This window comes from Mitsuaria sp. 7, from assembly GCF_001653795.1.
Classification (GTDB): Bacteria; Pseudomonadota; Gammaproteobacteria; order Burkholderiales; family Burkholderiaceae_C; genus Roseateles.
In genome coordinates this window covers 3,912,519-3,930,118 of record NZ_CP011514.1, presented here as the reverse complement: position 1 = coordinate 3,930,118, position 17,600 = coordinate 3,912,519, and the positions used below count along the sequence as shown (strand labels likewise).

17 protein-coding genes and 1 pseudogene are annotated in these 17,600 nt (G+C 68.1%); 8 read left to right on the top strand and 10 right to left on the bottom strand.

Annotated features, from left to right (window positions below):
- Positions 1 to 90: 90 nt before the first annotated feature.
- Positions 91 to 1,202 (top strand): annotated as a pseudogene (locus ABE85_RS17215) (IS481 family transposase).
- A 138-nt stretch (positions 1,203 to 1,340) separates the two neighbouring features.
- Here ABE85_RS17215 and ABE85_RS17210 read toward each other — a convergent pair.
- Positions 1,341 to 2,120, bottom strand: coding sequence for a CsgG/HfaB family protein (locus ABE85_RS17210; protein WP_231993321.1), 780 nt, complete (start codon positions 2,118 to 2,120; stop codon positions 1,341 to 1,343).
- A 237-nt stretch (positions 2,121 to 2,357) separates the two neighbouring features.
- A complete protein-coding gene (locus ABE85_RS17205) occupies positions 2,358 to 2,993 on the bottom strand; it encodes a M15 family metallopeptidase (protein ID WP_231993112.1) in 636 nt (211 codons plus the stop codon).
- 268 nt (positions 2,994 to 3,261) lie between these two features.
- On the opposite strand from ABE85_RS17205, the gene ABE85_RS17200 reads away from it, so the two are divergent.
- Both ABE85_RS17200 and ABE85_RS17195 read left to right on the top strand, forming a co-directional pair.
- Positions 3,262 to 4,524, top strand: coding sequence for an MFS transporter (locus tag ABE85_RS17200; protein WP_067277262.1), 1,263 nt, complete (start codon positions 3,262 to 3,264; stop codon positions 4,522 to 4,524).
- A 19-nt stretch (positions 4,525 to 4,543) separates the two neighbouring features.
- Positions 4,544 to 4,999 (top strand): GNAT family N-acetyltransferase, encoded by a 456-nt coding sequence (locus ABE85_RS17195; protein WP_067277254.1) that lies wholly within the window; start codon positions 4,544 to 4,546, stop codon positions 4,997 to 4,999.
- A 3-nt stretch (positions 5,000 to 5,002) separates the two neighbouring features.
- Here ABE85_RS17195 and ABE85_RS17190 read toward each other — a convergent pair whose 3' ends face one another.
- The 4 genes from ABE85_RS17190 to ABE85_RS17175 form a co-directional block, all read right to left on the bottom strand.
- Positions 5,003 to 5,854, bottom strand: a complete 852-nt coding sequence (locus ABE85_RS17190; RefSeq protein ID WP_067277250.1) for a class I SAM-dependent methyltransferase — start codon at positions 5,852 to 5,854, stop codon at positions 5,003 to 5,005.
- A 46-nt stretch (positions 5,855 to 5,900) separates the two neighbouring features.
- The gene (locus ABE85_RS17185; RefSeq protein WP_067277247.1) at positions 5,901 to 6,449 is read right to left on the bottom strand and encodes a DUF2867 domain-containing protein; all 549 of its coding nucleotides are present in this window, start codon (positions 6,447 to 6,449) and stop codon (positions 5,901 to 5,903) included.
- A 34-nt stretch (positions 6,450 to 6,483) separates the two neighbouring features.
- Positions 6,484 to 7,056 carry a hypothetical protein gene (locus ABE85_RS17180; RefSeq protein ID WP_067277244.1) on the bottom strand — a complete coding sequence of 191 codons (573 nt, stop codon included), beginning with the start codon at positions 7,054 to 7,056 and terminating at the stop codon, positions 6,484 to 6,486.
- A 101-nt stretch (positions 7,057 to 7,157) separates the two neighbouring features.
- Positions 7,158 to 8,306, bottom strand: a complete 1,149-nt coding sequence (locus tag ABE85_RS17175) for a carbohydrate-binding protein (RefSeq protein ID WP_067277240.1) — start codon at positions 8,304 to 8,306, stop codon at positions 7,158 to 7,160.
- A 448-nt stretch (positions 8,307 to 8,754) separates the two neighbouring features.
- On the opposite strand from ABE85_RS17175, the gene ABE85_RS17170 reads away from it, so the two are divergent.
- Complete coding sequence (locus ABE85_RS17170; RefSeq protein WP_067277237.1) at positions 8,755 to 9,255, top strand: DoxX family protein; 501 nt, start codon at positions 8,755 to 8,757, stop codon at positions 9,253 to 9,255.
- On the opposite strand, the gene ABE85_RS17165 is transcribed toward ABE85_RS17170, so the two are convergent.
- The gene (locus ABE85_RS17165) at positions 9,168 to 9,653 is read right to left on the bottom strand and encodes a MerR family DNA-binding transcriptional regulator (protein ID WP_067277234.1); all 486 of its coding nucleotides are present in this window, start codon (positions 9,651 to 9,653) and stop codon (positions 9,168 to 9,170) included. The genes ABE85_RS17170 and ABE85_RS17165 overlap by 88 nt on opposite strands.
- A gap of 81 nt (positions 9,654 to 9,734) precedes the next feature.
- Here ABE85_RS17165 and ABE85_RS17160 point away from each other — a divergent pair, with 81 nt between their 5' ends.
- Both ABE85_RS17160 and ABE85_RS17155 read left to right on the top strand, forming a co-directional pair.
- The gene (locus ABE85_RS17160) at positions 9,735 to 10,691 is read left to right on the top strand and encodes an alpha/beta fold hydrolase (protein ID WP_067277226.1); all 957 of its coding nucleotides are present in this window, start codon (positions 9,735 to 9,737) and stop codon (positions 10,689 to 10,691) included.
- A 64-nt stretch (positions 10,692 to 10,755) separates the two neighbouring features.
- Entirely contained in the window at positions 10,756 to 11,151 is a 396-nt protein-coding gene (locus ABE85_RS17155) for a GFA family protein (protein ID WP_067277223.1), read from the top strand.
- Between the two features lie 54 nt (positions 11,152 to 11,205).
- On the opposite strand, the gene ABE85_RS17150 is transcribed toward ABE85_RS17155, so the two are convergent.
- Entirely contained in the window at positions 11,206 to 12,324 is a 1,119-nt protein-coding gene (locus ABE85_RS17150) for an ABC transporter substrate-binding protein (RefSeq protein WP_067277220.1), read from the bottom strand.
- A gap of 175 nt (positions 12,325 to 12,499) precedes the next feature.
- Positions 12,500 to 12,892: a DUF1090 domain-containing protein gene (locus tag ABE85_RS28040; RefSeq protein ID WP_067277217.1), complete on the bottom strand. Its 393-nt coding sequence runs from the start codon at positions 12,890 to 12,892 to the stop codon at positions 12,500 to 12,502.
- Positions 12,893 to 13,136: 244 nt separating this feature from the next.
- Here ABE85_RS28040 and ABE85_RS17140 point away from each other — a divergent pair, with 244 nt between their 5' ends.
- Both ABE85_RS17140 and ABE85_RS17135 read left to right on the top strand, forming a co-directional pair.
- The gene (locus ABE85_RS17140; protein ID WP_231993320.1) at positions 13,137 to 14,249 is read left to right on the top strand and encodes a serine hydrolase; all 1,113 of its coding nucleotides are present in this window, start codon (positions 13,137 to 13,139) and stop codon (positions 14,247 to 14,249) included.
- 162 nt (positions 14,250 to 14,411) lie between these two features.
- Positions 14,412 to 16,073, top strand: coding sequence for a PQQ-binding-like beta-propeller repeat protein (locus ABE85_RS17135; protein ID WP_082938696.1), 1,662 nt, complete (start codon positions 14,412 to 14,414; stop codon positions 16,071 to 16,073).
- Positions 16,074 to 16,112: 39 nt separating this feature from the next.
- Here ABE85_RS17135 and ABE85_RS17130 read toward each other — a convergent pair whose 3' ends face one another.
- Positions 16,113 to 17,597 carry a DUF2325 domain-containing protein gene (locus ABE85_RS17130; RefSeq protein WP_231993111.1) on the bottom strand — a complete coding sequence of 495 codons (1,485 nt, stop codon included), beginning with the start codon at positions 17,595 to 17,597 and terminating at the stop codon, positions 16,113 to 16,115.
- Positions 17,598 to 17,600 lie beyond the last annotated feature (3 nt).

Below are 17,600 nucleotides of genomic sequence, written 5' to 3'. Positions count from 1 at the left end.
CCCGCTTGCTGTATGGGACCGAGGACATAGGTAACAGGCGTGCCAGGACATGGGTGACACTTTTCCCGCCTAGTCAGCGGGAGGACGAAGTTGCCCTGGAGCCAAGACACCGTGAAGGATCAACGAGAGGAATTTGTTCGACTGGCCCGACAGCCTGGCGCCAATATCAGCGAGCTATGTCGACGCAGCGGGATCAGCCGCAAGACAGGCTACAAGTGGCTCAGCCGAGACGATCTCGAGGATCGATCTCGGCGACCACACACCTCGCCGACTCGTACGCCCGAACAGCTGCAGGCGCAGGTGCTTGCAGTGCGGGCCGAATGTTCTGCTTGGGGCGGTCGCAAGATCGCGAAGGTGCTGGCGCGCGATCTGGGTGTGCACGTAGCAGCCAGCACAGCCAACTGGGTGCTGCGCCGAAACGGCCTGATCGACCCGGCAGCAAGCCAGGCCGCGACGGCATGGCAGCGCTTCGAGCACGAGACGCCCAATGCACTGTGGCAGATGGACTTCAAGGGCCACTTCGCCACCGACACTGAGCGCTGCCATCCGCTGACCGTGCTGGACGATCACTCGCGCTTCAACATCGTGCTGCAAGCGCTGAGTAACGAGCGGCTAGAGTCCGTGCAGCCGGTCTGCAGCGCGCCTTTGAGCGCTATGGGCTGCCTGAGCGCATCAACGCCGACAACGGTCCGCCCTGGGGCTCGCCGACGCGCGGAGCACTCACCGAGCTGGGCGTCTGGCTGATTCGCTTGGGAGTGCGGTTGAGCCACAGCCGACCGATGCATCCTCAGACCAACGGCAAGGACGAGCGATTCCATCGCACCCTGAAAGCCGAGTTGCTGGCCAGTCGGCACTTCAAGGACCTGGACGATGCCCAGCACCACTTCATCCAGTGGCGGCATCTGTACAACGCCAAGCGCCCGCATCAAGCGCTGGGCATGGACACGCCAGCCAGCCGCTACGCGGCCAGCCCGCGCTCGATGCCAAGCTCTTTGCGGCCCGTCGAATATGGCGATGGCGCCATCGTGCGCCGGGTCGGATACGGTGGACGGATCGCCTTCAAAGGCAACACCTACCGCGTCGGCAGAGGCCTCATCGGCCAGCCTGTAGCCCTACGACCTCACCTGGATCTTGATGGCAGCTTCGATGTCTTCTTCTGCCATCAAAAAGTACGCATGATTGACCTGTGCCAGGCTGACTAACCTGGACCTGACCTGTTACCCATGTCCTGGCACACCTGTCACCCATGTCCTCGGTCCATACAGCAAGCGGGAGAGGGCAGGGGTGAGGGCCAGCGGCGGTGGAAGTACTGAAGCCTTCTTACCCCCGCAGCGATCGACTCACGCGCCCGCGGCTGCCTTCTTCGCGTCCCCGGCCTTCTTCATCGGCACCGGATCTGGCAGGTCCTTGGCCTGCAGCATGCGGGCCTGGACGACGAGTTGGTTGTGCGCGTCGAGGAACGCCGCGGCGATGACCTTGCCTTCATTGCTGTTGGCCCAGCCCGCGCCGGCGGCGCCGCCGAGCTTGCCCAGCACCAGACCGCCCATGCCGAGGTCGGTGACGCGCACCGAGCCCGTCGCAGCTGCCACCTGCTCGGTCGTCTCGTTGTCGGTCAGCAGCAGCGCGACCTGCGCTTCCTTGAGCTTGATGTGCTCGGCCGCCCCCACGAACTTGTTGAGCACCGGGATCATCCCGAGGATGCCGCCGACCTGACGGCCCGCGTCCTGCTCGCTGAAGGTCAGGCTCGGGATCAGCGTGTACTGGGCTTCATAGCCCTTGCCCTTCTGCACGGTGCTGCCTTCCTTGCGCAGGATGCCGGAGTCCTTCAACTCCTGTTCCCGGATCGTGGCTTTCAGGCCCGAGTTGCGATCGACGACGCGGAAGCAGCCGCTCTGCTGCGCGAGCAGGCGCACCAGCGGCAGCGGCGAATTCGGCAGACCGTTGGGCGCGCTGATCGTGTAGCCGTTGGGGTTCTCCATCAGCGACAGCGTCGCGACCGGCGCGTCGCACTTCATCAGCTCGCGGTTGGCCTTGTTGGCGCCGGCCGGACCGGCGGAGCCGGTGATCTCCGAGCTGCCGTCGCCCAGCGTCGCGCCCTGCTTGCCGCAGCCGGCGAGCATCGCCACGGCGACGCAAGCGGCGATCACGCCGCCCACGCGGGGCAGGGAAGGGCCGATGGAGGCGAAGGAACGCGCGAATGCCATGAGGATCTCCTGAGGAACGGCCCGGACCTTATCCCAAATGCGGGTGAACCCAGCCCCCACCGATGGGTGGCTGCGTCGCGGAATGTCGCGTCGTGACAGCGGTGCTTACGGGTGGTTACCGGGACGCCCCGATCGAAGTTCCGACGAAGGGCGTCAGCTCACATCGACGTTGCAGATGTGATCCCGATAGATCTCCGGCAGCATCTCCAGCACCAGGTCCTTGCCGAGGATGTCTGCCTCCGCGATGACTCGCGTGAGCAGGTCCACGGAGACCTGCTCCAGCGCCAGCGTCGATAGCGGCCGGTAGCTCAGGTGCCAGGGTTCCGGGAACATGCCGCCGTTGAAGCGCCGATAGGGGCGCACGAAGCCGTACGTCCCCATGTGCGTGTCGAGCCAACGGTGCAGTTCGAAGAACACGCCGCCCGGCGTCACTTCCTCGGGCAGCAGCTTGGGCACATAGTCCGCTGGCACCGCGGCGCCATCGAAGACGTCGATTTCGGTGCCCCATTGATGCCGACTCGCGCCTGGAAGCGCCGACCAGTTCAAGATGTGGCGCACGATCTCGGGCGGCGTGAGCCTGCTGAAGTCGCGCGCCCGGCCCTGCTCGTCGTACAGCGGCTTGCTGCCGCTGAACTTGCCATTCCAGATCCGGAGTTGCGTCCGGGAGTCCCGGAAGCTGCTGTAGGGCACCAGGTCGATGCCGTCGCGATGCGCGGCCTCGCGAAGGGCCAGGAACGCCTCCACCGCCTCGGGCTGCGCGGCGAAACGTGGGGCGTCGTGCTGGGTCACATGGGTCCGAGCGCGTCCTGTGAGTTCAAGTTCGTTCAGCATCCAATGGCCCGTCGTCGTGGTCGTGGCTGTTCCGGTCGAGCGATGATTCTCACCTGACCACAACGGTACCCGATCGGCGCCTAACGCCGGCTTCACGTTCCAGGGCCCATGCCCAGGGCGATCCGGGGAAACGACGAGTCGCCGCGGGTCCTCCCGCCGCCCGACTTGCTCCAGAATCCGCCCCTTCGGTCCTCCACGACCGCCCAGGATTCCCCAGGCCCTCCTCATGAACGACAAGTCCCCGAGCCGCGCCACCGCGTGGCTGGTGTGCGCCCTGATCGCCGCGTCGCTGTACGGCAACTACTACGTCTACGATTCCATCGGACCCGTCGCCGATGCGCTGCAGAGCCAGCGCGGCTTCAGCGACCAGCAGATCGGCCTGCTCAACGCGATCTACAGCTTGCCCAACGTCGTGCTGATCCTCGTCGGCGGCGTGCTCGTGGACCGCTTCGGCGCCGCGCGCATGACGCTCTGGACGGCCGCCGTCTGTTTCCTCGGCGCGCTGCTCACGGCCCTCAGCCCCAACTTCGCCGGCATGGCCGCGGGACGGCTGCTGTTCGGCATCGGCGCCGAGACCTTCGGCATCGCCACGCTGGCCGCCCTGGCCCAGTACTTCGTCGGCGGCAAGGTCGCGCTCTCCATGGGCCTGGCACTGTCGATCGGTCGTCTCGGGTCGTTCTCCTCGGACATGTCGCCGACCTGGTTCCCCGCCGCTTACGCGCAAGGCTGGCAACCGCCGCTGATGATCGCCGCCGCCATGGCCGCCGCCTCCTTCGCCGCGGGGCTGGCCTACTGGGCGATGGACCGCCGCATCGCCGCCTCCGCCAAGGGCGAGATCGAGAAGCAGGCGCAGCCCTTCGTGTGGCGCGACCTGCTGCACTTCGGCAAGGCCTACTGGTACCTGCTCACGCTGTGCGTGCTCTGGTACTCGGTGATCCTCGCGTTCCGCAGCACCTTCTCGATCAAGTACTTCCAGCACGCGCACGGCCTGGACCTGGCCTCGGCCGGCGCGATGAACAGCTACGTGTTCCTGGCCGCCGTTTTCGCGACACCGGCCTTCGGCTGGCTGTGCGACCGCTTCGGCCGCTACGCGCCGTTCCTGGCCTTCGGCGCGGTGCTGCTGCCCATCGCGATGGCGATGATGGCGCTGACCTCGGCCAGCCTGTGGATCTCGACCGCGCTGATCGGCGTGAGCTTCTCGCTGGTGCCCGCGGTGATGTGGCCGCTGGCCAGCAAGCTCGTGTCGCCGTCGCGCTTCGGCACGGCCCTCGGGCTGATGTGGGTCGCGCAGAACGCCGGCATCGCCGGCGCCAACCTCGTCGCCGGCTGGCTCAACGACCGCGCCGGCGCGAGCGCGCAGAACCCCGCCGGCTATGAGCCGATGATGCTGTTCTTCGGACTCGCCAGCGTCGGCGGCGCGGTGTTCGCGGTGATCCTGTGGCTCACCGCCGGCAGGCGCGATCAGGAGAAGGCGGCGCCTGCCGCCTGAACTGAGGAGGCATGACGCCATGACCGTCGAACTGCGACCGGCGATCGACGAGGACGCACTCGATGTGGCGGACGTCCTGATCGCTTCGCGTGAGGCGTTCCTGCCGTACGCGCCGATGGCCCACACGGCCCCCGAGGTTCGAGGCTGGGTGCGCGATGTGTTGGTGCCCTCGGGCCAGGTGACCGTGGCTTGCGAAGGCGCACGGATCGTCGGCGTGCTCGCGACCTCGCGCGAAGAGGACGCCGCGTGGATCGAGCAGCTCTACCTCCTGCCGGGATGGACCGGCCAAGGCATCGGCGAGCGGCTGCTCGCGCACGCGCTGGCGAGCTTGCCTCGTCCCATCCGGCTCTACACCTTCCAGGCCAACGAAGGCGCGCGCGCCTTCTACGAACGGCATGGCTTCAAGGCGATCGACTTCTCGGACGGTGCCGGGAATGAGGAGCGTTGCCCCGACGTGCTGCACGAGCTGCGCTGACCCTCAAGGCGCCAGCACATACAGCGACGACATCGTCGCCAGCTGTTCCGGCGTCATCGCCGCGAAGCGCCACTGCAGCGGCAGCGACTTCGCCAGTTGCCGCGTCGGTTCATGGATCTTGTCCTGCTCGAGGAGCAGGCGGTAGCCGGCCAGCGCGAACAGCGGCGGATATTCGTGATGCCGCAGCCGGTTCTCGCCTTCACGCGTCAGCCGGTTGATCCACGCGTGCTTGCGCTCCGGCCAGGTCAGGAAGTTGATCTTGCTGATGGACTTGTCCGCGTGCTCCAGGTGGTCGGAGTGGTCCACCAGATGCACCATGCGCCCGCGCGCGGAGAGCTTGGGACGCAGGGACTTGAGCAGTTGCACCAGCACGTCCGGCGGGATGTGCTCCAGCACGGTCCGCGAGGTGACGAGATCGATCGCTCCGTCGGCGAGGTCGTTCACGTCGAACGGCGCGAGGTAGGTGAGCGGCAGGTCCTTGCGCGACCGGATCTCGCGCAGCCGCTGGTCCGCGGGATCCACCCGCCGCAGGAAGTCCAGCGTCGCGGCGAAGCTGACATCGTCCAGGTGGGCGTTGAGGTCGGACATGTAGACGTGCCCGGCGCCTTGCAGGCACTGCAGGATGGGGATGGTCGGGAACCAGCCGGTGCCGATCTCCAGCACCGTGGCGCCTTCGATCACACCGCCCGTGTGCGACAGCGCCGCCCGCATCTGCGACCAGTTCTTCAGCGTGTCGCTGAGGTTGTCCGGATCGGGCCGGTAGCCGAAGAGCCTGCGCTTCGTGACCCGCAGCAGCCGACCGAACGGCAGCCGCGTGAGGATGGCTTGTCGGCCCACCTTCAATCGCCAGTCCATCGTGTCCCCGCTTCCGCTGGTCCAGTGACTGGAGATTCTCACCCCATCAGCCGCGGTGCGGCGCTGAGGGCTTCGGAGGAGAGGCGCCGAAGCGCCGTGCCGCCGCCTTCAGATGCGAGCGCACGACCAGCACGTGTCCGGGCAGGATGAGCGCGAGGTAGAAGCGACCGAGCCGGTTGTGGCAGTTCACGACGGTCGTCGCGACCGCTTCGCGATGCGGTGATCCCTCGACGCGACGGATCAGGATCGACAGCTTGAAGTCGAGGTGCTGGTCCTGCTCGCCGAAGATCGCTTCCTCGCGCGTGGCGGAGAGCACGCGGAAGATGTCGACGTGCTCGACGCCGATGTCATCGAGGTGGTGGCGCATCGCCGCCGAGGTCTTCAGACCGAGTGGTTTCACGGCTGCGTCGCGGATCGCGAGCAGCGCGCGGAACCACCACGGCGGATCGGCCAGCGTCGCGCGGGCCAGCGCCATTGCGTCGTCGGGCGCGTCGTCCGCGAGCGTGACGGCGAAGGCGTCGGCGAGGTTCGCGCCGGCGTAGGTCGATGCGAGCTGACTCTCGCGCGGCGGCGAGACGCGGCGGACGATGGACATCGGGAAGCGACCGGGCCGTGGAGGAGCGGCGATCTTAGCGAGCCGCGGACGAGGCGGCCTCGGCGGGCGAGGCGTCGCGCAGCGCGCGAGTCCCCGCCCAGGAGGCATGCACCAGCAGCAGGACCTCCTGTTTCAGCGCCAGGCGATTCCAGAGTTCCTCGGAGATGCAAGGCGTGACGCGCTCGCCGCTGTCTCGATGCTCGAGGCGGATCTTCAGCCCACAGCCTGGGAGCAACTTCCAACGCCTGTCGGTCTTGTCGACCACCACGAAGTGTTGCGTCTCAGGCCGGCCGGTGGCCTCGTTGATGAGGTGGCCAGCGCCGAACGCCACCGTGAAGAACGCCAGCCCATAGGCCAGGGGCGGGCCCACAAGCACCAGAAACACGATCTGTCCGAATCGCAGGGGCGGACGATCCGCCGCGCGGGGCATCGTGATGGCGAGCAGCAGGCCGAGCGGCGCGGCGATATAGACCGCCTTTCCCACCATCTCGCTGGACGGACCGAATCCGGTGCTCGCGCCGTAGATGGCGAGAAGCAGCGGCAGGCTCCAGACCAGCGACCGGATCTGGAAACGCCGACGAGGCGACAGTGAGGACCAACGAGACATGAATGGGGGCAGCAATGGAAAAGGCTCCGGAGCCGGCCGATTGGACCAGACCCCGGAGCCTCGCGTCATCCGCCCCGAGAGGGGATCACGAGATCACGGCATCACGACTTCGTGATCTTCACCGAGCGCAGGTTCCAGCCCGGACCGTTGGCCTTGACCGCGATCTGCTGCTGGCCGGCCGGCAGCGTCACGCGGTGCGAGATGGTCGTCCAGTTCTGCCAGCCGCCCGTCGAGGGCACGCCGAGCGAGCCGTATACCGGCGTGCCGCCGGCCATCTCCAGCTGCAGGCTGCCGCCGCCGTTCTGGCTGGCGACGCGGTACTCGACCGTGTAGGTGCCGCCCTGCGGCAGGTTGAGGTTCCACACCGCCCAGTCGCCGGTGTCGATCCAGCCGAGGTTCTGGCCGCCTTCGGTGGATGCCTCCAGCTGCATGCCCGACTGCAGCGCGAAGTTGGCCGCCTGCAGCGTCGTCGAGAACGCCGTGCCGGCATCCTTCTTGTAGACGCGCACGTAGTCCACGTACATCTTCGCGGGCAGCTTGCTCTCGTCGATGTTCCATTGCGGCCAGTTGCCGCCCACCGCCAGGTTCAGCAGCAGGAAGAAGTCGCGATGGAATTCCTCGGTGCTGTTCACGCTGTTGGTGATGTCGGCGACGTGGAACTGACGGCCGTCGACGAACCAGCGGATCGCCTTCTCGTCCCATTCCACGGCGTAGATGTGATAGTCCGCGACGTTGTTGCCCGTGTGGCCGCCGTAGGAGGCGTGGCCGCCGTCCGGACCCTGCCAGTGGATGGTGCCGTAAATGTCCGATTCGGCATTCACGTGTTCCATGATGTCGATCTCGCCCGACGCGGGCCAGCCGACCGAGTTGATGTTGCTGCCCAGCATCCAGAACGCGGGCCACATGCCGGAGCTCGACGGCGCCTTGATGCGCGCCTCGATGCGGCCGTACTTGAACTGCGCCAGGCCTTGCGTGGTCATGCGCGCCGACGTGTAGCGCATGCCGCCGAAGTCCTCGCGCTTGGCGGTGATGACGAGCTGGCCGTTCTCGATGGTCGCGTTCTCGCGCCGGTAGTACTGCAGCTCGTTGTTGCCCCAGCCGCCCGAGCCGGTGCCGGTCTCGAACCGCCATTGCGGGCCGATGCCGTTGGTGAATTCGTCCTGCCAGACGAGTTGCCAGTTTTGTGCCTGCGCCGCGACACCCGTCAGGGCGAGCGCGACCGCGGCGAGCGATCGAATCCAGCGTGTCATGGGATCTCCTCGGAACCAGTGGTGATGGAGGAGACGCGCGCGAAGGACAGGGCGGCGTCTCCAGGGGGCCCGGTCCCAGGGACCGGGTGTCGACGCCCGAGATCAAGTAAGCCAATGGGGCCGCTGGCCCGTCGCCGATCGCTCGTCGACGCGCCGCCGCCTCTCCGGCATGACTATCTGAAAGCGCTTTCACCGTGTCTTGCGGGAAAACCCTGGAAACTTCGCTTCGTTGGAAACAAGCGGTTGTCCGATGGCAAGGGGGCTGGCGACGCGGTATCCAGGTGTTGCCCTGGTGACGGGTCTGCGATGGGTCCACTGCGGATCCACCGCGGGTCGGGCCGTCGCGCATTGTTGGGGCGCGTTGAATTCACATGCTCGCGGGCACGCCTCGACGGCCAGGGCCGGGATCCGAAGAATGCGGTCGACCACCCACTCGAAAGTCCCTGCGATGGCCCCCGTTTCCTCCCAGGTCTCACGGCGAGCGTCGCCGCTCCGTGCCGCGGCCGCCCGCCTCGAGCCGGCGGCATATGCGCTGCTGCGCGTCGCCTTCGGCGCCATCCTGTTCACGCATGGCCTGCCAAAGGCGCTGGGGACCTCGCACGGATCGATGGCGGATCCGATGGCGGGCTCGATCCGGCTCATCGATCAGGTGATGGGCTTGCCCTTCGCGCCGCAGCTGGCTGTCCTCGTCATGCTGCTGGAGACAGTGGGCGCGGTGGCGCTGGCGGCGGGCTTCTGCACGCGCTGGGTCGCGCTCGCGTTCACGCTGGAGATGATCGGCATCTGCGTCGCGCTCGGCCCGACCTGGCCGTGGATCGACCGCGGCATCGAGTACCCGGTGCTGATGGCGGCGCTGGCGGCCTACGTCGTCGTGCGCGGCGGTGGGGCGTATGCGGTGGACGGGAGGGTGCCGTGGGCGGCATCGGCGTCGGCCGCGTCGCCGTCGTGATGGCTGAGCATCTGCAGCAACTGTGCGCGTCGACGCTCCAGATCGGCGATCTGGGCTTCGATCGCCGCGAGGCGCTCGCGCTGCGCGGGTGAGGTCTGCGCGCAGGGCAGGGCGCCCTCGATGACCAGCATGCAGCCGGGGAAGCGCCGGATCTCCTCGAGATTGAAACCGCTCGCGAGGAAGCGCTGGATCTGGCGGACCTGGATCGCGGCGCCGGCCCGGAACTTCCGGTAGCCGTTCGCGGCCCGCAGCGAAGCGAGCAGCCCGAGATCGTCGTAGTGCCGGATCGCGCGGACGCTGACGCCGCTGACGCGGGACAACTCGCCGATGGCGAGGAACTCGGGCGGGTCGGCGCGGAGGTCTGCGGGGACGTCGGCAGGAGAGGGCTCAATGGGCATAGGGGATTCTTCCATCGCGGCTTGACCCTGACACGGGTGTGAGGCTCGACAGTCCGGCTCCCCATTCATCTGGAGTCCTTCATGACTGTTGTCCCACGCGGCCTTCCGGGCCGTCTCTCGGCCCGTCTCCTGGCCCGTTTCCTGGTCTTCTGGCTGCTGGCCCTCGCGAGCGCCTGGAGCGGCGTCGCCCGGGCCGATGCCACGCCCACACGGCAATACACGGTCGTCTCGCCGGACGGCGTGCCCCTGTCGGTCCAGGAGTACGGCGATCCGTCCGGAACGCCCGTGATCTTCGTCCATGGGCTGCTCGGCAGCCATCTGAGCTGGCAAGCCCAGGTCGGGAGCCCGGCCTTGCAGCGCCATCGGCTGATCACCTTCGACCTGCGCGGGCATGGCCAGTCCGGCAAGCCCTCGGAGCCCGAGCGCTATGTCGAAGGCAGACGTTGGGGGCAAGACCTGGCGTCGGTCATCAGCGCCTCGGGCGCGCAGCGGCCGGTGCTGGTCGGATGGTCGCTCGGGGCGGCCGTGATCTCGAACTACCTGGCGGCGCAAGGCGATGCGGCGGTCGCCGGTGTGGTGTACGTCGGTGGCGTCATCGAACTGGACCCCGCGCAGATCGTGCCGCATCCGGACGTCTACCGCGACATGAACTCCGCAGACCTGCGCACGCGACTCGACGCCGAACGCGCATTCATCGTCCTGTGCTTCCACCGGCAGCCCGGAGACGAGGTCTTCCAGCGCCTGCTCGCGAATGCCTCGCTGGCGTCGTTCGACATGCAGCGCGTCGTGCACCGGATGAGCGTGGCGGCGGAGCAGGGATTGCGGCGTGCGGGCAAGCCCATGCTGCAGATCTACGGTGAGCAGGATGCGCTCGTGCGCGCCAAGCCTTCCGCCGATCGGGCGAGGGCGCTCAATCCCGCGATACGGACGACGTTCTATGAGGACGCCGGACACGCGCCGTTCGTGGAGGCTGCGGATCGATTCAATGCGGAGCTCGTTGGATTCGTCGAGGCGGCGAGTGGCGAGGTGGTGCGCTGAAGCGGCGGTCCTGCCTGTCGCGTGCATGGCAAGATGAACCCTCCTGTCCATGAAGGCTGCTCCCATGACGACACGTCTCGCCTCCTGCAGTTGCGGTCAGCTCACGGCCCGGGTCGTCGGCGAGCCCGTCCGCATCTCCATCTGCCACTGCCTGAACTGCCAGCGCAGGACCGGCGGACCCTTCGCCCAGCAGGCCAGGTTCCGTCGTCAAGACGTGACCCCGTCGGGCACGTCGTCGACCTACGCGATCACCGGTGACGAAGGCACGCGCGCGATCTTCCACTTCTGTGCCACCTGCGGCGCGACGGTCTATTACGAGATGGAGGCGATGCCGGAGTTCATCGCGATTCCCGTCGGGGCGTTCGCGGAGCCGGGCTTCCCGGCGCCGACCGTGTCCGTCTACGAAGACCGGAAGCACGGCTGGGTGGTCCCGCCGGCGGACGCGGAACACTACCGCTGACGGGGCGCGCCCCGTCTCAGCCGGGCGTTCTCTCCGGGTCTTGCTGCGTTTCGCTCAACGCACCAGCTTGCCGCCCGCGCCCAGCACGGCGAAGTCGACATAGCGCGAGGTCGGGCCCTTGCCGAAGGTCAGGCGATGGCCGCCGACGTCGGTCTCGAAGCCGCGTTCCAGGGCATCGCTCAGTGCCGCGGGTCCGGCGGCCGGCGTGCGTTCCAGCGCCTTCACGAGCGCGCGCGCGGCGATGAAGCCTTCGAGCGAGCGCGAGGACAGGTCCGCGTCCTTGGCGTTGCCGCGCAGGCGCTGGTAGTCGCGGACGACTTCCCGATCCGCGCGGTCGTCCGTGGGCAGCACCAGCGAGAACGCGAAGCCGCGGGCGCGGTCCGGGCCGAGCTTGGCCAGCAGCGCCTGCACGTCGATGATGGACATGCCGTACAGGCCGGCGCGGCCGCCCGCGGACTGGTACTTGTCGGTGAACTCGATGGCGGCCGCGGTGGTCGCGGCGAGGAAGATCACGTCGGGCGCCTGCTTGATCATGTCGGCCACCGCCTTGCCCACCTCGATGGTGTTGCGGGCGTATCCGGACTGCGCGACCAGCGAGAGGCCGTAGGTCTTCGCCGACGCCTGCGCCCCGGCGAGCGCGTCGCGTCCCAGGCCGTCGTCCTGGTAGACGATGGCGACCTTGGTGCGACCCATCTCGCTGAGCTGCTTGAAGAGGCGGTCGACCTCCTCGCGGTAGCTGGCCTTGACCGGGTACATGCCGCGCGCGGTGATCACGCTGTTGGCGCCGGAGACCGCGCCGACCATGGAGACGTGGGACTTCTCGAGCACGCCGTCCTGCTTGAGGGCCTCGAGGTTGGAGGTGCCGACGGTGCCGATCAGGGCGGTGGGCGCGTCCGCGCTGATGAGTTCCTTGACCAGCCGGACGGTGTCCTCGGGCTTGTTCGCGTCGTCGCGGGTGACGAACTTGATCTTCTGGCCGCGGATGCCGCCGCGGGCGTTGACGTCGTCGATCCACAGCTTGGCGCCGGCGCGGATCGCCTTGCCGGTGACGGCCTGCGGGCCGGTGAACGGCGCGACCTGGCCGATGACGATGTCGGCATGCGCCGTCGTTGCGGCCGCGAGGCACAGGAGGGTGATCAGGCGGCGGGCGCGGCGGGCGAAAGCAAGGGTCATGTTGGGTGCGGCAGCTGGCGTGCAGGACCGGCCATTGTGATCAATACGATGATGGTTGCGGTAACAGTTGGGCGACTGGGAGAGCCGCGGCCGGGCTTGGCGACAAGCGGCAGCTTCGGACCGAAAGAAGGTCCGCGTTGGGCGCTATGCGGCGCTCCCCTGTGCCCATACCGCATCACTGGGGAACAGGCTTCTGCGCCTCGGACAAGGCCTCGCGCGCGGCGTCGAGCTGCTTCTGTTCCTTGGCGATCTTCTTCGCGTCGCCCTTGGCCTGCGCGGCGGCGAGGTCGGCCTCGCGACGGCTCACCTTCTTCGTCGCGGCGGTGATGTCGCGTTGCCGTGCGGCTGCCAGCGAGGCGTCCGTGCAATGGCGCTTGTTGGCGGCCAACGCCGATTGCAGGCCCGAGAGCTGGCGGCGGTTGCCCTTGGCCTGGGCTTCGGCGATCTGGGATTCGATGCTGGCCCGTTTCGCCGCGCAGGCGGGGGAGGGCGGGTCGGCGGCAGGGGCCGCCGCGGAGACCATCGTTGAACAGGCGATGGCGAGGAGCGATGCGACCAGTGCCTTCATGACCTTCCCTCGAAGCCGTGATGGGGAAAGTCTAGACCAAGCCGGGCGACGAACGGACCGATTACACGTGGGTACAGCTCTAGCATCGGGCATGACGCAAACATCGACCCGTCGCGATCTCCTCGCTGCCGCATTGGCCGCGCCCGCTGCAGCCATCGCTGCGACAGCAGCAACGGCCGCACCGGCCGCACCGGCTGCAACAGCCGCGTCGGGGGCAACGCCCCGATCAGGCGGCACGTCCTTGGTGCTCTCGCCGCGGCGCATCGAGCGGATGCTCAGGAGCGCGGTGGCCGATGGACGTGCTGCCGGCGTGTCGGCGGTGGTCTGGCAGGGCGGGGCGGAGCGCTACTTCGGCGCATTCGGACTGGCCGATGTGGAGGCGAAGCGGCCCATGGCCCGCAACACGCTGGCGCGTATCTGGTCGATGACCAAGCCGGTGGCGTCGGTGGCGCTCATGCGCCTGTGGGACGCGGGGCGCTTCCGGCTGGACGATCCGATCGCGCTCTACCTCCCGGAGTTCAAGTCCATGCGGGTCCACGCCGACGATGGTCGCGGGGAACGCCCCGCCGAGCGACCGATCCTGGTGAGCGACGTGCTGCGGCACACGTCGGGCCTCACCTACGCGATGGAAGACGGCCCGGCCGATCGCGCCTTCCGCGCCGCGAATCCGCTCGAGACCTCGCGGGACCTGGCCGCGTTCAGCCGCGCGGTGGCCGCGCTGCCGCTGCGTCACGAGCCGGGCACGGCCTGGCACTACGGGACGTCCACGGACATCGTGGCCCGCCTGGTGGAGGTGCTCGGCGACGAGCCCTTCAATGCACACGTCCGCCGCCACATCCTGCAGCCGCTGGGCATGAAGGAGACGGACTGGACGCAGCCCGAGGCGCGGAAGGACCGCTTGGCCGCGACGTATCGACTCCCCGAGGGCGCGCCGCCTCAGCGAGAGCCGGATGTGCCCTTCACCTTCGCCAGCGGCGGCGCGGGTCTGATCGGCCCCATCGACGATTACCTGCGCTTCGCCCGCATGCTGCTGGGCGAAGGCGAGCTCGACGGCGTGCGCGTGCTGCGTCCGGCGACCGTGAAGGTGATGCTCGTCGATCACCTGGACCCGGCCACCTCGCCGCGTCACTTCCTGAAGAGTCCAGGCCTCGGGTTCGGGTTCGGAGGCTCGGTGCGCATCGCGCCGACCACGGCCGACGAGCCGGCCAGCGCGGTGGGTGAGTTCTCGTGGGGCGGCGCGGCGTCGACGCTGTTCTGGGTCGACCCGGCGAACCGGCTCGCGGTGGTGTTCTTCGCCCAGAAGTTGCCGTTCGATGAGGCGCTGCATCGGGAGGTGCGGCGCGCGGTGTACGGCTGAACGACCCACACTGCGGTCTCGATTCTTTCGAGCGGCTTGAGGCACCGCAGGTCCCTCAGCCTCGGCGCCGCTCGGCGGGGATGCGCTCGACCATAATCTGCGTCCATTTCTTGAGCGGGTCCAAACCCGCCGGAACAGTCATTCATCAAGAGGGAATCGGGCATGCAGGGGATTTTGGCAGTGGCTTTCAAGCGAAGCGGGGCAGCACTCGCACTGATCGGTCTACCGCTCTTGATGCTCGCCGCTTGCGGTGGAGGGGGCGGAGGTGTCATCGAAGCTGGCATCGGAGGTGGCAGCGGAGGCGGTAACGCCGATGCATTCCAGTTGAGCTTCCAGCCGACCTCTCTGGAAGCAACCTTCTATGCCGGAGAAGCGCCGTTGTTGACGGTGACCGCCACTGCCAGCCGCACGCATGCGGCTCCCGTGCAGGTGGCCGTGATCGACAGCGTGGGTGTGCTGAGCGGCCAGGCCGAGTTGACGGCCACGAGCCAGCTGGTCTACCGCGTCGGGCTGCGGCTTTCGAACAGCCTCCCGGCCGGTACCCATAGCGGAAGCCTGGAAGTGCGCGTCTGTGAAGACGCGCCGACGGTCTGTGCCAAGCCCGTGGGGGCCTCGCCCTGGCGGCTACCCTACAAGTTCACGGTTCGCCCGGCGACGAATCTCTCGACCCTGAGCGCGGTTCCTGGCGGTCGGGGCTGGTCGACCTATCTGGGAGACGCCGCACAGTCCGGATTCCAGGCCGTGTCGCTGAAAGCGGCGGACTTCAATCGCCGCTGGACCACGCAGATACCGGCGACGGCGATGCAGGCCTCGGCGATGCGAGCCTCGGCCTTCGCAGTCGACGACGGTCTGCTTTTCTATGTGGCCCTGGATCTGACGGGCCGCCCGCCGGTACTCGTCGCTCAGCGTGAAAGCGACGGCTCGATCGCCTGGACCCAGGCCCTGGGGTCGCCCGGCGCCAAGGCCAGCAGCCCCACGCTCGCCAACGGTGAGGTGTTCGTCGTGACCTCTGGCCTCGTGGCCAGCGGCTCGGAAACAGAGCTCTGGCGCATCAGTCAGGCCACTGGTCAGATCCTGCTTCGTCAGAGCTATTCGTTCTCCAGCACCAGCCAGACCGCGCCTTTGCATGTGAACGGAAAGCTGTACTTCTGCTTGAGGTCGGCATCCGGCAGTCGCGGCCTGACGCGTTTCGATGCCACGACGCTCCAGCCGGACTGGACCGTGCCCTTGAGCATCGACACCTGCACGCCCTCCAGCGATGGCACGAGCATCTATGTCTTTGGCGACAACAAGTTGACGGCCATCGACGCGTCCACTGGCGCCGTGAACTACAGCATCGCCGCGCAGACACCGGGCAGCTATCTCACGCCGCCGCCGGTCCTGGACGGCCGCGGGCGGGCTTATGTGGCGGCATACACCACCGGCTCCTTCACCAACGACTCGAGCCTCATCGCCTTTGACCTCAACACGCGCACCGTGGCCTGGCAACTGAGCGGGCATTTCGACAGCAATCCGGTGCCCGTGGGCGATGCGGTCTATGTGTCCAACGACCGATCACTGGATGCCAGGGCGAGCAGTGACGGCCGCTTGCTGTGGTCCTGGGTCAGCGACAGCTCCGGACTTGATGGACTGGACAGCGGGCTGGTGGTCAGCAATGGTCATGCTTTCGTCGCCAGTCGCTGGGCCACTCACGCGATCGACCTGAGCACGCACGCCTCGGCGTGGAGTGACCCGTTGGGCGGCTCCCTGGCGCTCTCGGGTCAAGGCGTGCTCTACATCGGCGGCTATTTCGGGACGGGTCTCCGCGCCGTCAATCTGCATTGAGCGAATCCGAAGGCGACGAGGGGTGCCCGGCCAAGTGAATCAGCCTGGCAGGCCGGGCTGCGGCCCCTCGACCTCCGCATGTTCCTCGACACCCAGTGATCCCAGCGCCCGCCGCATGCCGCTCGCGCTCGGCGACTCGATGTAGACGCACTTCTTGTTGTGGCGCTTGCAGTGGTCCTTCACGCGCCAGTAGGCGTCGTGGCTGATGCACCCGGTCTGGCAGATCACGAGGTCCGCCGCCGCCAGACTGGCGTCGAGCTTGGAGACCGCGTCTTCCTCGCCGCCGTCGTGGTGGAGGAACCGGCCGCCGGTGCGCTCGATCAACTGGCGGTAGATCGGCACCACCGCGGGCCGGCCGCCGACGCACAGCACCGAGCGCTCGTCGAGTGAGGGCAGCGCGCCTTCAGCGCCGGCCTGTGATTCGGCCTGCTGCGCCGTCTGCGTCTGTTGCTGCGTCAACTGCCGTTCCGATTGCACCAGCGCCTGCTGCAGTTCGTCCGCACGGCGCTGCTCGCGTTCGGCCTGCTGGCGCGAGGTCAGCAGCGCGCGCTCCAGTTGATGGATGCGGTCCTGCTGCGTCTGCAGGTGCCTGGCCTGCTCGTGACGATGGCGCAGGCCGGGGATGCTCTCTTCGAGCTGCTGCAGCTCGTCGCGCAGTCCCGCCGCCAGCGTGTCGCGCGCCAGAAGCTCACCGCGCAGGCGCAGGCATTCGGCTTGTGAGAGTTCGAGCTCGCGGGCCCGCTCCGCCAGCAGGCGCGTGCTGCGCGATTGCGCCTGCGCCAGCTCGCGCGTCAGGATCGCGTGCTCGTCCTGCAGCTCGTCGAGCCGCTGCAGGTCCGCGCGGTTCGCCGCGCCGACCTGGTGCTGCAGCATGTGGATGTCGCGCAGGACCTGCTCCTGCAGCGCCGCGTCGCAACGCGCGTGCGTGAGCGCACCCCACAACGCGCCGCCGACGTCGTTGCCCTGCTGCGCGGCGTTCCACCAGCGCGTCAGCGACTCCGCCGTCTTGTGCTGCGAGGACTGCCGCAGCGCGATCGAGAAGCGCTGGTCCAGCTCCTTCTGCAGCATCTCGGAGATCGGCCCGCGACGCGCGCATTCGTTGATCGCGCCGCAGTGCATCTCGTAGTCGTTGGCCAGCGCCTCGCCGCCTAGCATCTTGCCCAGCTTGCGGCGCAGCACCGGCATCGGCAGGCACACGCCGATCACGGGGCAGAGCGCTTGCGCCGGCAGTTCCCACAAGCGGCGGCGGCGCGAGCCGCGCGGCACCGGCGTGTCGTCGGAGGACGAGGACGAAGACGAGGAGAACGACGACGGCGAGGCATCCCCCCGCGCCAAGGCCTGCGCCAGCGGCAGTCCCGCGACCGCGGCGGGCACCGCGTCGCCCTCCTGCATGAAGACGCCGCCGCCGGTCACCGCGCTCGCGGCGGAGGCCAGCAAGGGGGAATCGCCCGGCAAGCCGGAGGCGCCGGCGTCGGAGCGGGCCAGCAGGCTCAGGAGTGAAACGGGGGTGGGTTTGTCGCACATGCG

What these genes read in the sequence shown, in the direction of transcription:
- ABE85_RS17210 (WP_231993321.1), bottom strand. Translation starts at nt 2,120, where the DNA reads ATGCTCGCCGGCTGCGGCAAGCAGGGCGCGACGCTGGGCGACGGCAGC.
- ABE85_RS17200 (WP_067277262.1), top strand. Translation starts at nt 3,262, where the DNA reads ATGAACGACAAGTCCCCGAGCCGCGCCACCGCGTGGCTGGTGTGCGCC.
- ABE85_RS17195 (WP_067277254.1), top strand. Translation starts at nt 4,544, where the DNA reads ATGACCGTCGAACTGCGACCGGCGATCGACGAGGACGCACTCGATGTG.
- ABE85_RS17190 (WP_067277250.1), bottom strand. Translation starts at nt 5,854, where the DNA reads ATGGACTGGCGATTGAAGGTGGGCCGACAAGCCATCCTCACGCGGCTG.
- ABE85_RS17185 (WP_067277247.1), bottom strand. Translation starts at nt 6,449, where the DNA reads ATGTCCATCGTCCGCCGCGTCTCGCCGCCGCGCGAGAGTCAGCTCGCA.
- ABE85_RS17180 (WP_067277244.1), bottom strand. Translation starts at nt 7,056, where the DNA reads ATGTCTCGTTGGTCCTCACTGTCGCCTCGTCGGCGTTTCCAGATCCGG.
- ABE85_RS17175 (WP_067277240.1), bottom strand. Translation starts at nt 8,306, where the DNA reads ATGACACGCTGGATTCGATCGCTCGCCGCGGTCGCGCTCGCCCTGACG.
- ABE85_RS17170 (WP_067277237.1), top strand. Translation starts at nt 8,755, where the DNA reads ATGGCCCCCGTTTCCTCCCAGGTCTCACGGCGAGCGTCGCCGCTCCGT.
- ABE85_RS17165 (WP_067277234.1), bottom strand. Translation starts at nt 9,653, where the DNA reads ATGCCCATTGAGCCCTCTCCTGCCGACGTCCCCGCAGACCTCCGCGCC.
- ABE85_RS17160 (WP_067277226.1), top strand. Translation starts at nt 9,735, where the DNA reads ATGACTGTTGTCCCACGCGGCCTTCCGGGCCGTCTCTCGGCCCGTCTC.
- ABE85_RS17155 (WP_067277223.1), top strand. Translation starts at nt 10,756, where the DNA reads ATGACGACACGTCTCGCCTCCTGCAGTTGCGGTCAGCTCACGGCCCGG.
- ABE85_RS17150 (WP_067277220.1), bottom strand. Translation starts at nt 12,324, where the DNA reads ATGACCCTTGCTTTCGCCCGCCGCGCCCGCCGCCTGATCACCCTCCTG.
- ABE85_RS28040 (WP_067277217.1), bottom strand. Translation starts at nt 12,892, where the DNA reads ATGAAGGCACTGGTCGCATCGCTCCTCGCCATCGCCTGTTCAACGATG.
- ABE85_RS17135 (WP_082938696.1), top strand. Translation starts at nt 14,412, where the DNA reads ATGCAGGGGATTTTGGCAGTGGCTTTCAAGCGAAGCGGGGCAGCACTC.
- ABE85_RS17130 (WP_231993111.1), bottom strand. Translation starts at nt 17,597, where the DNA reads ATGTGCGACAAACCCACCCCCGTTTCACTCCTGAGCCTGCTGGCCCGC.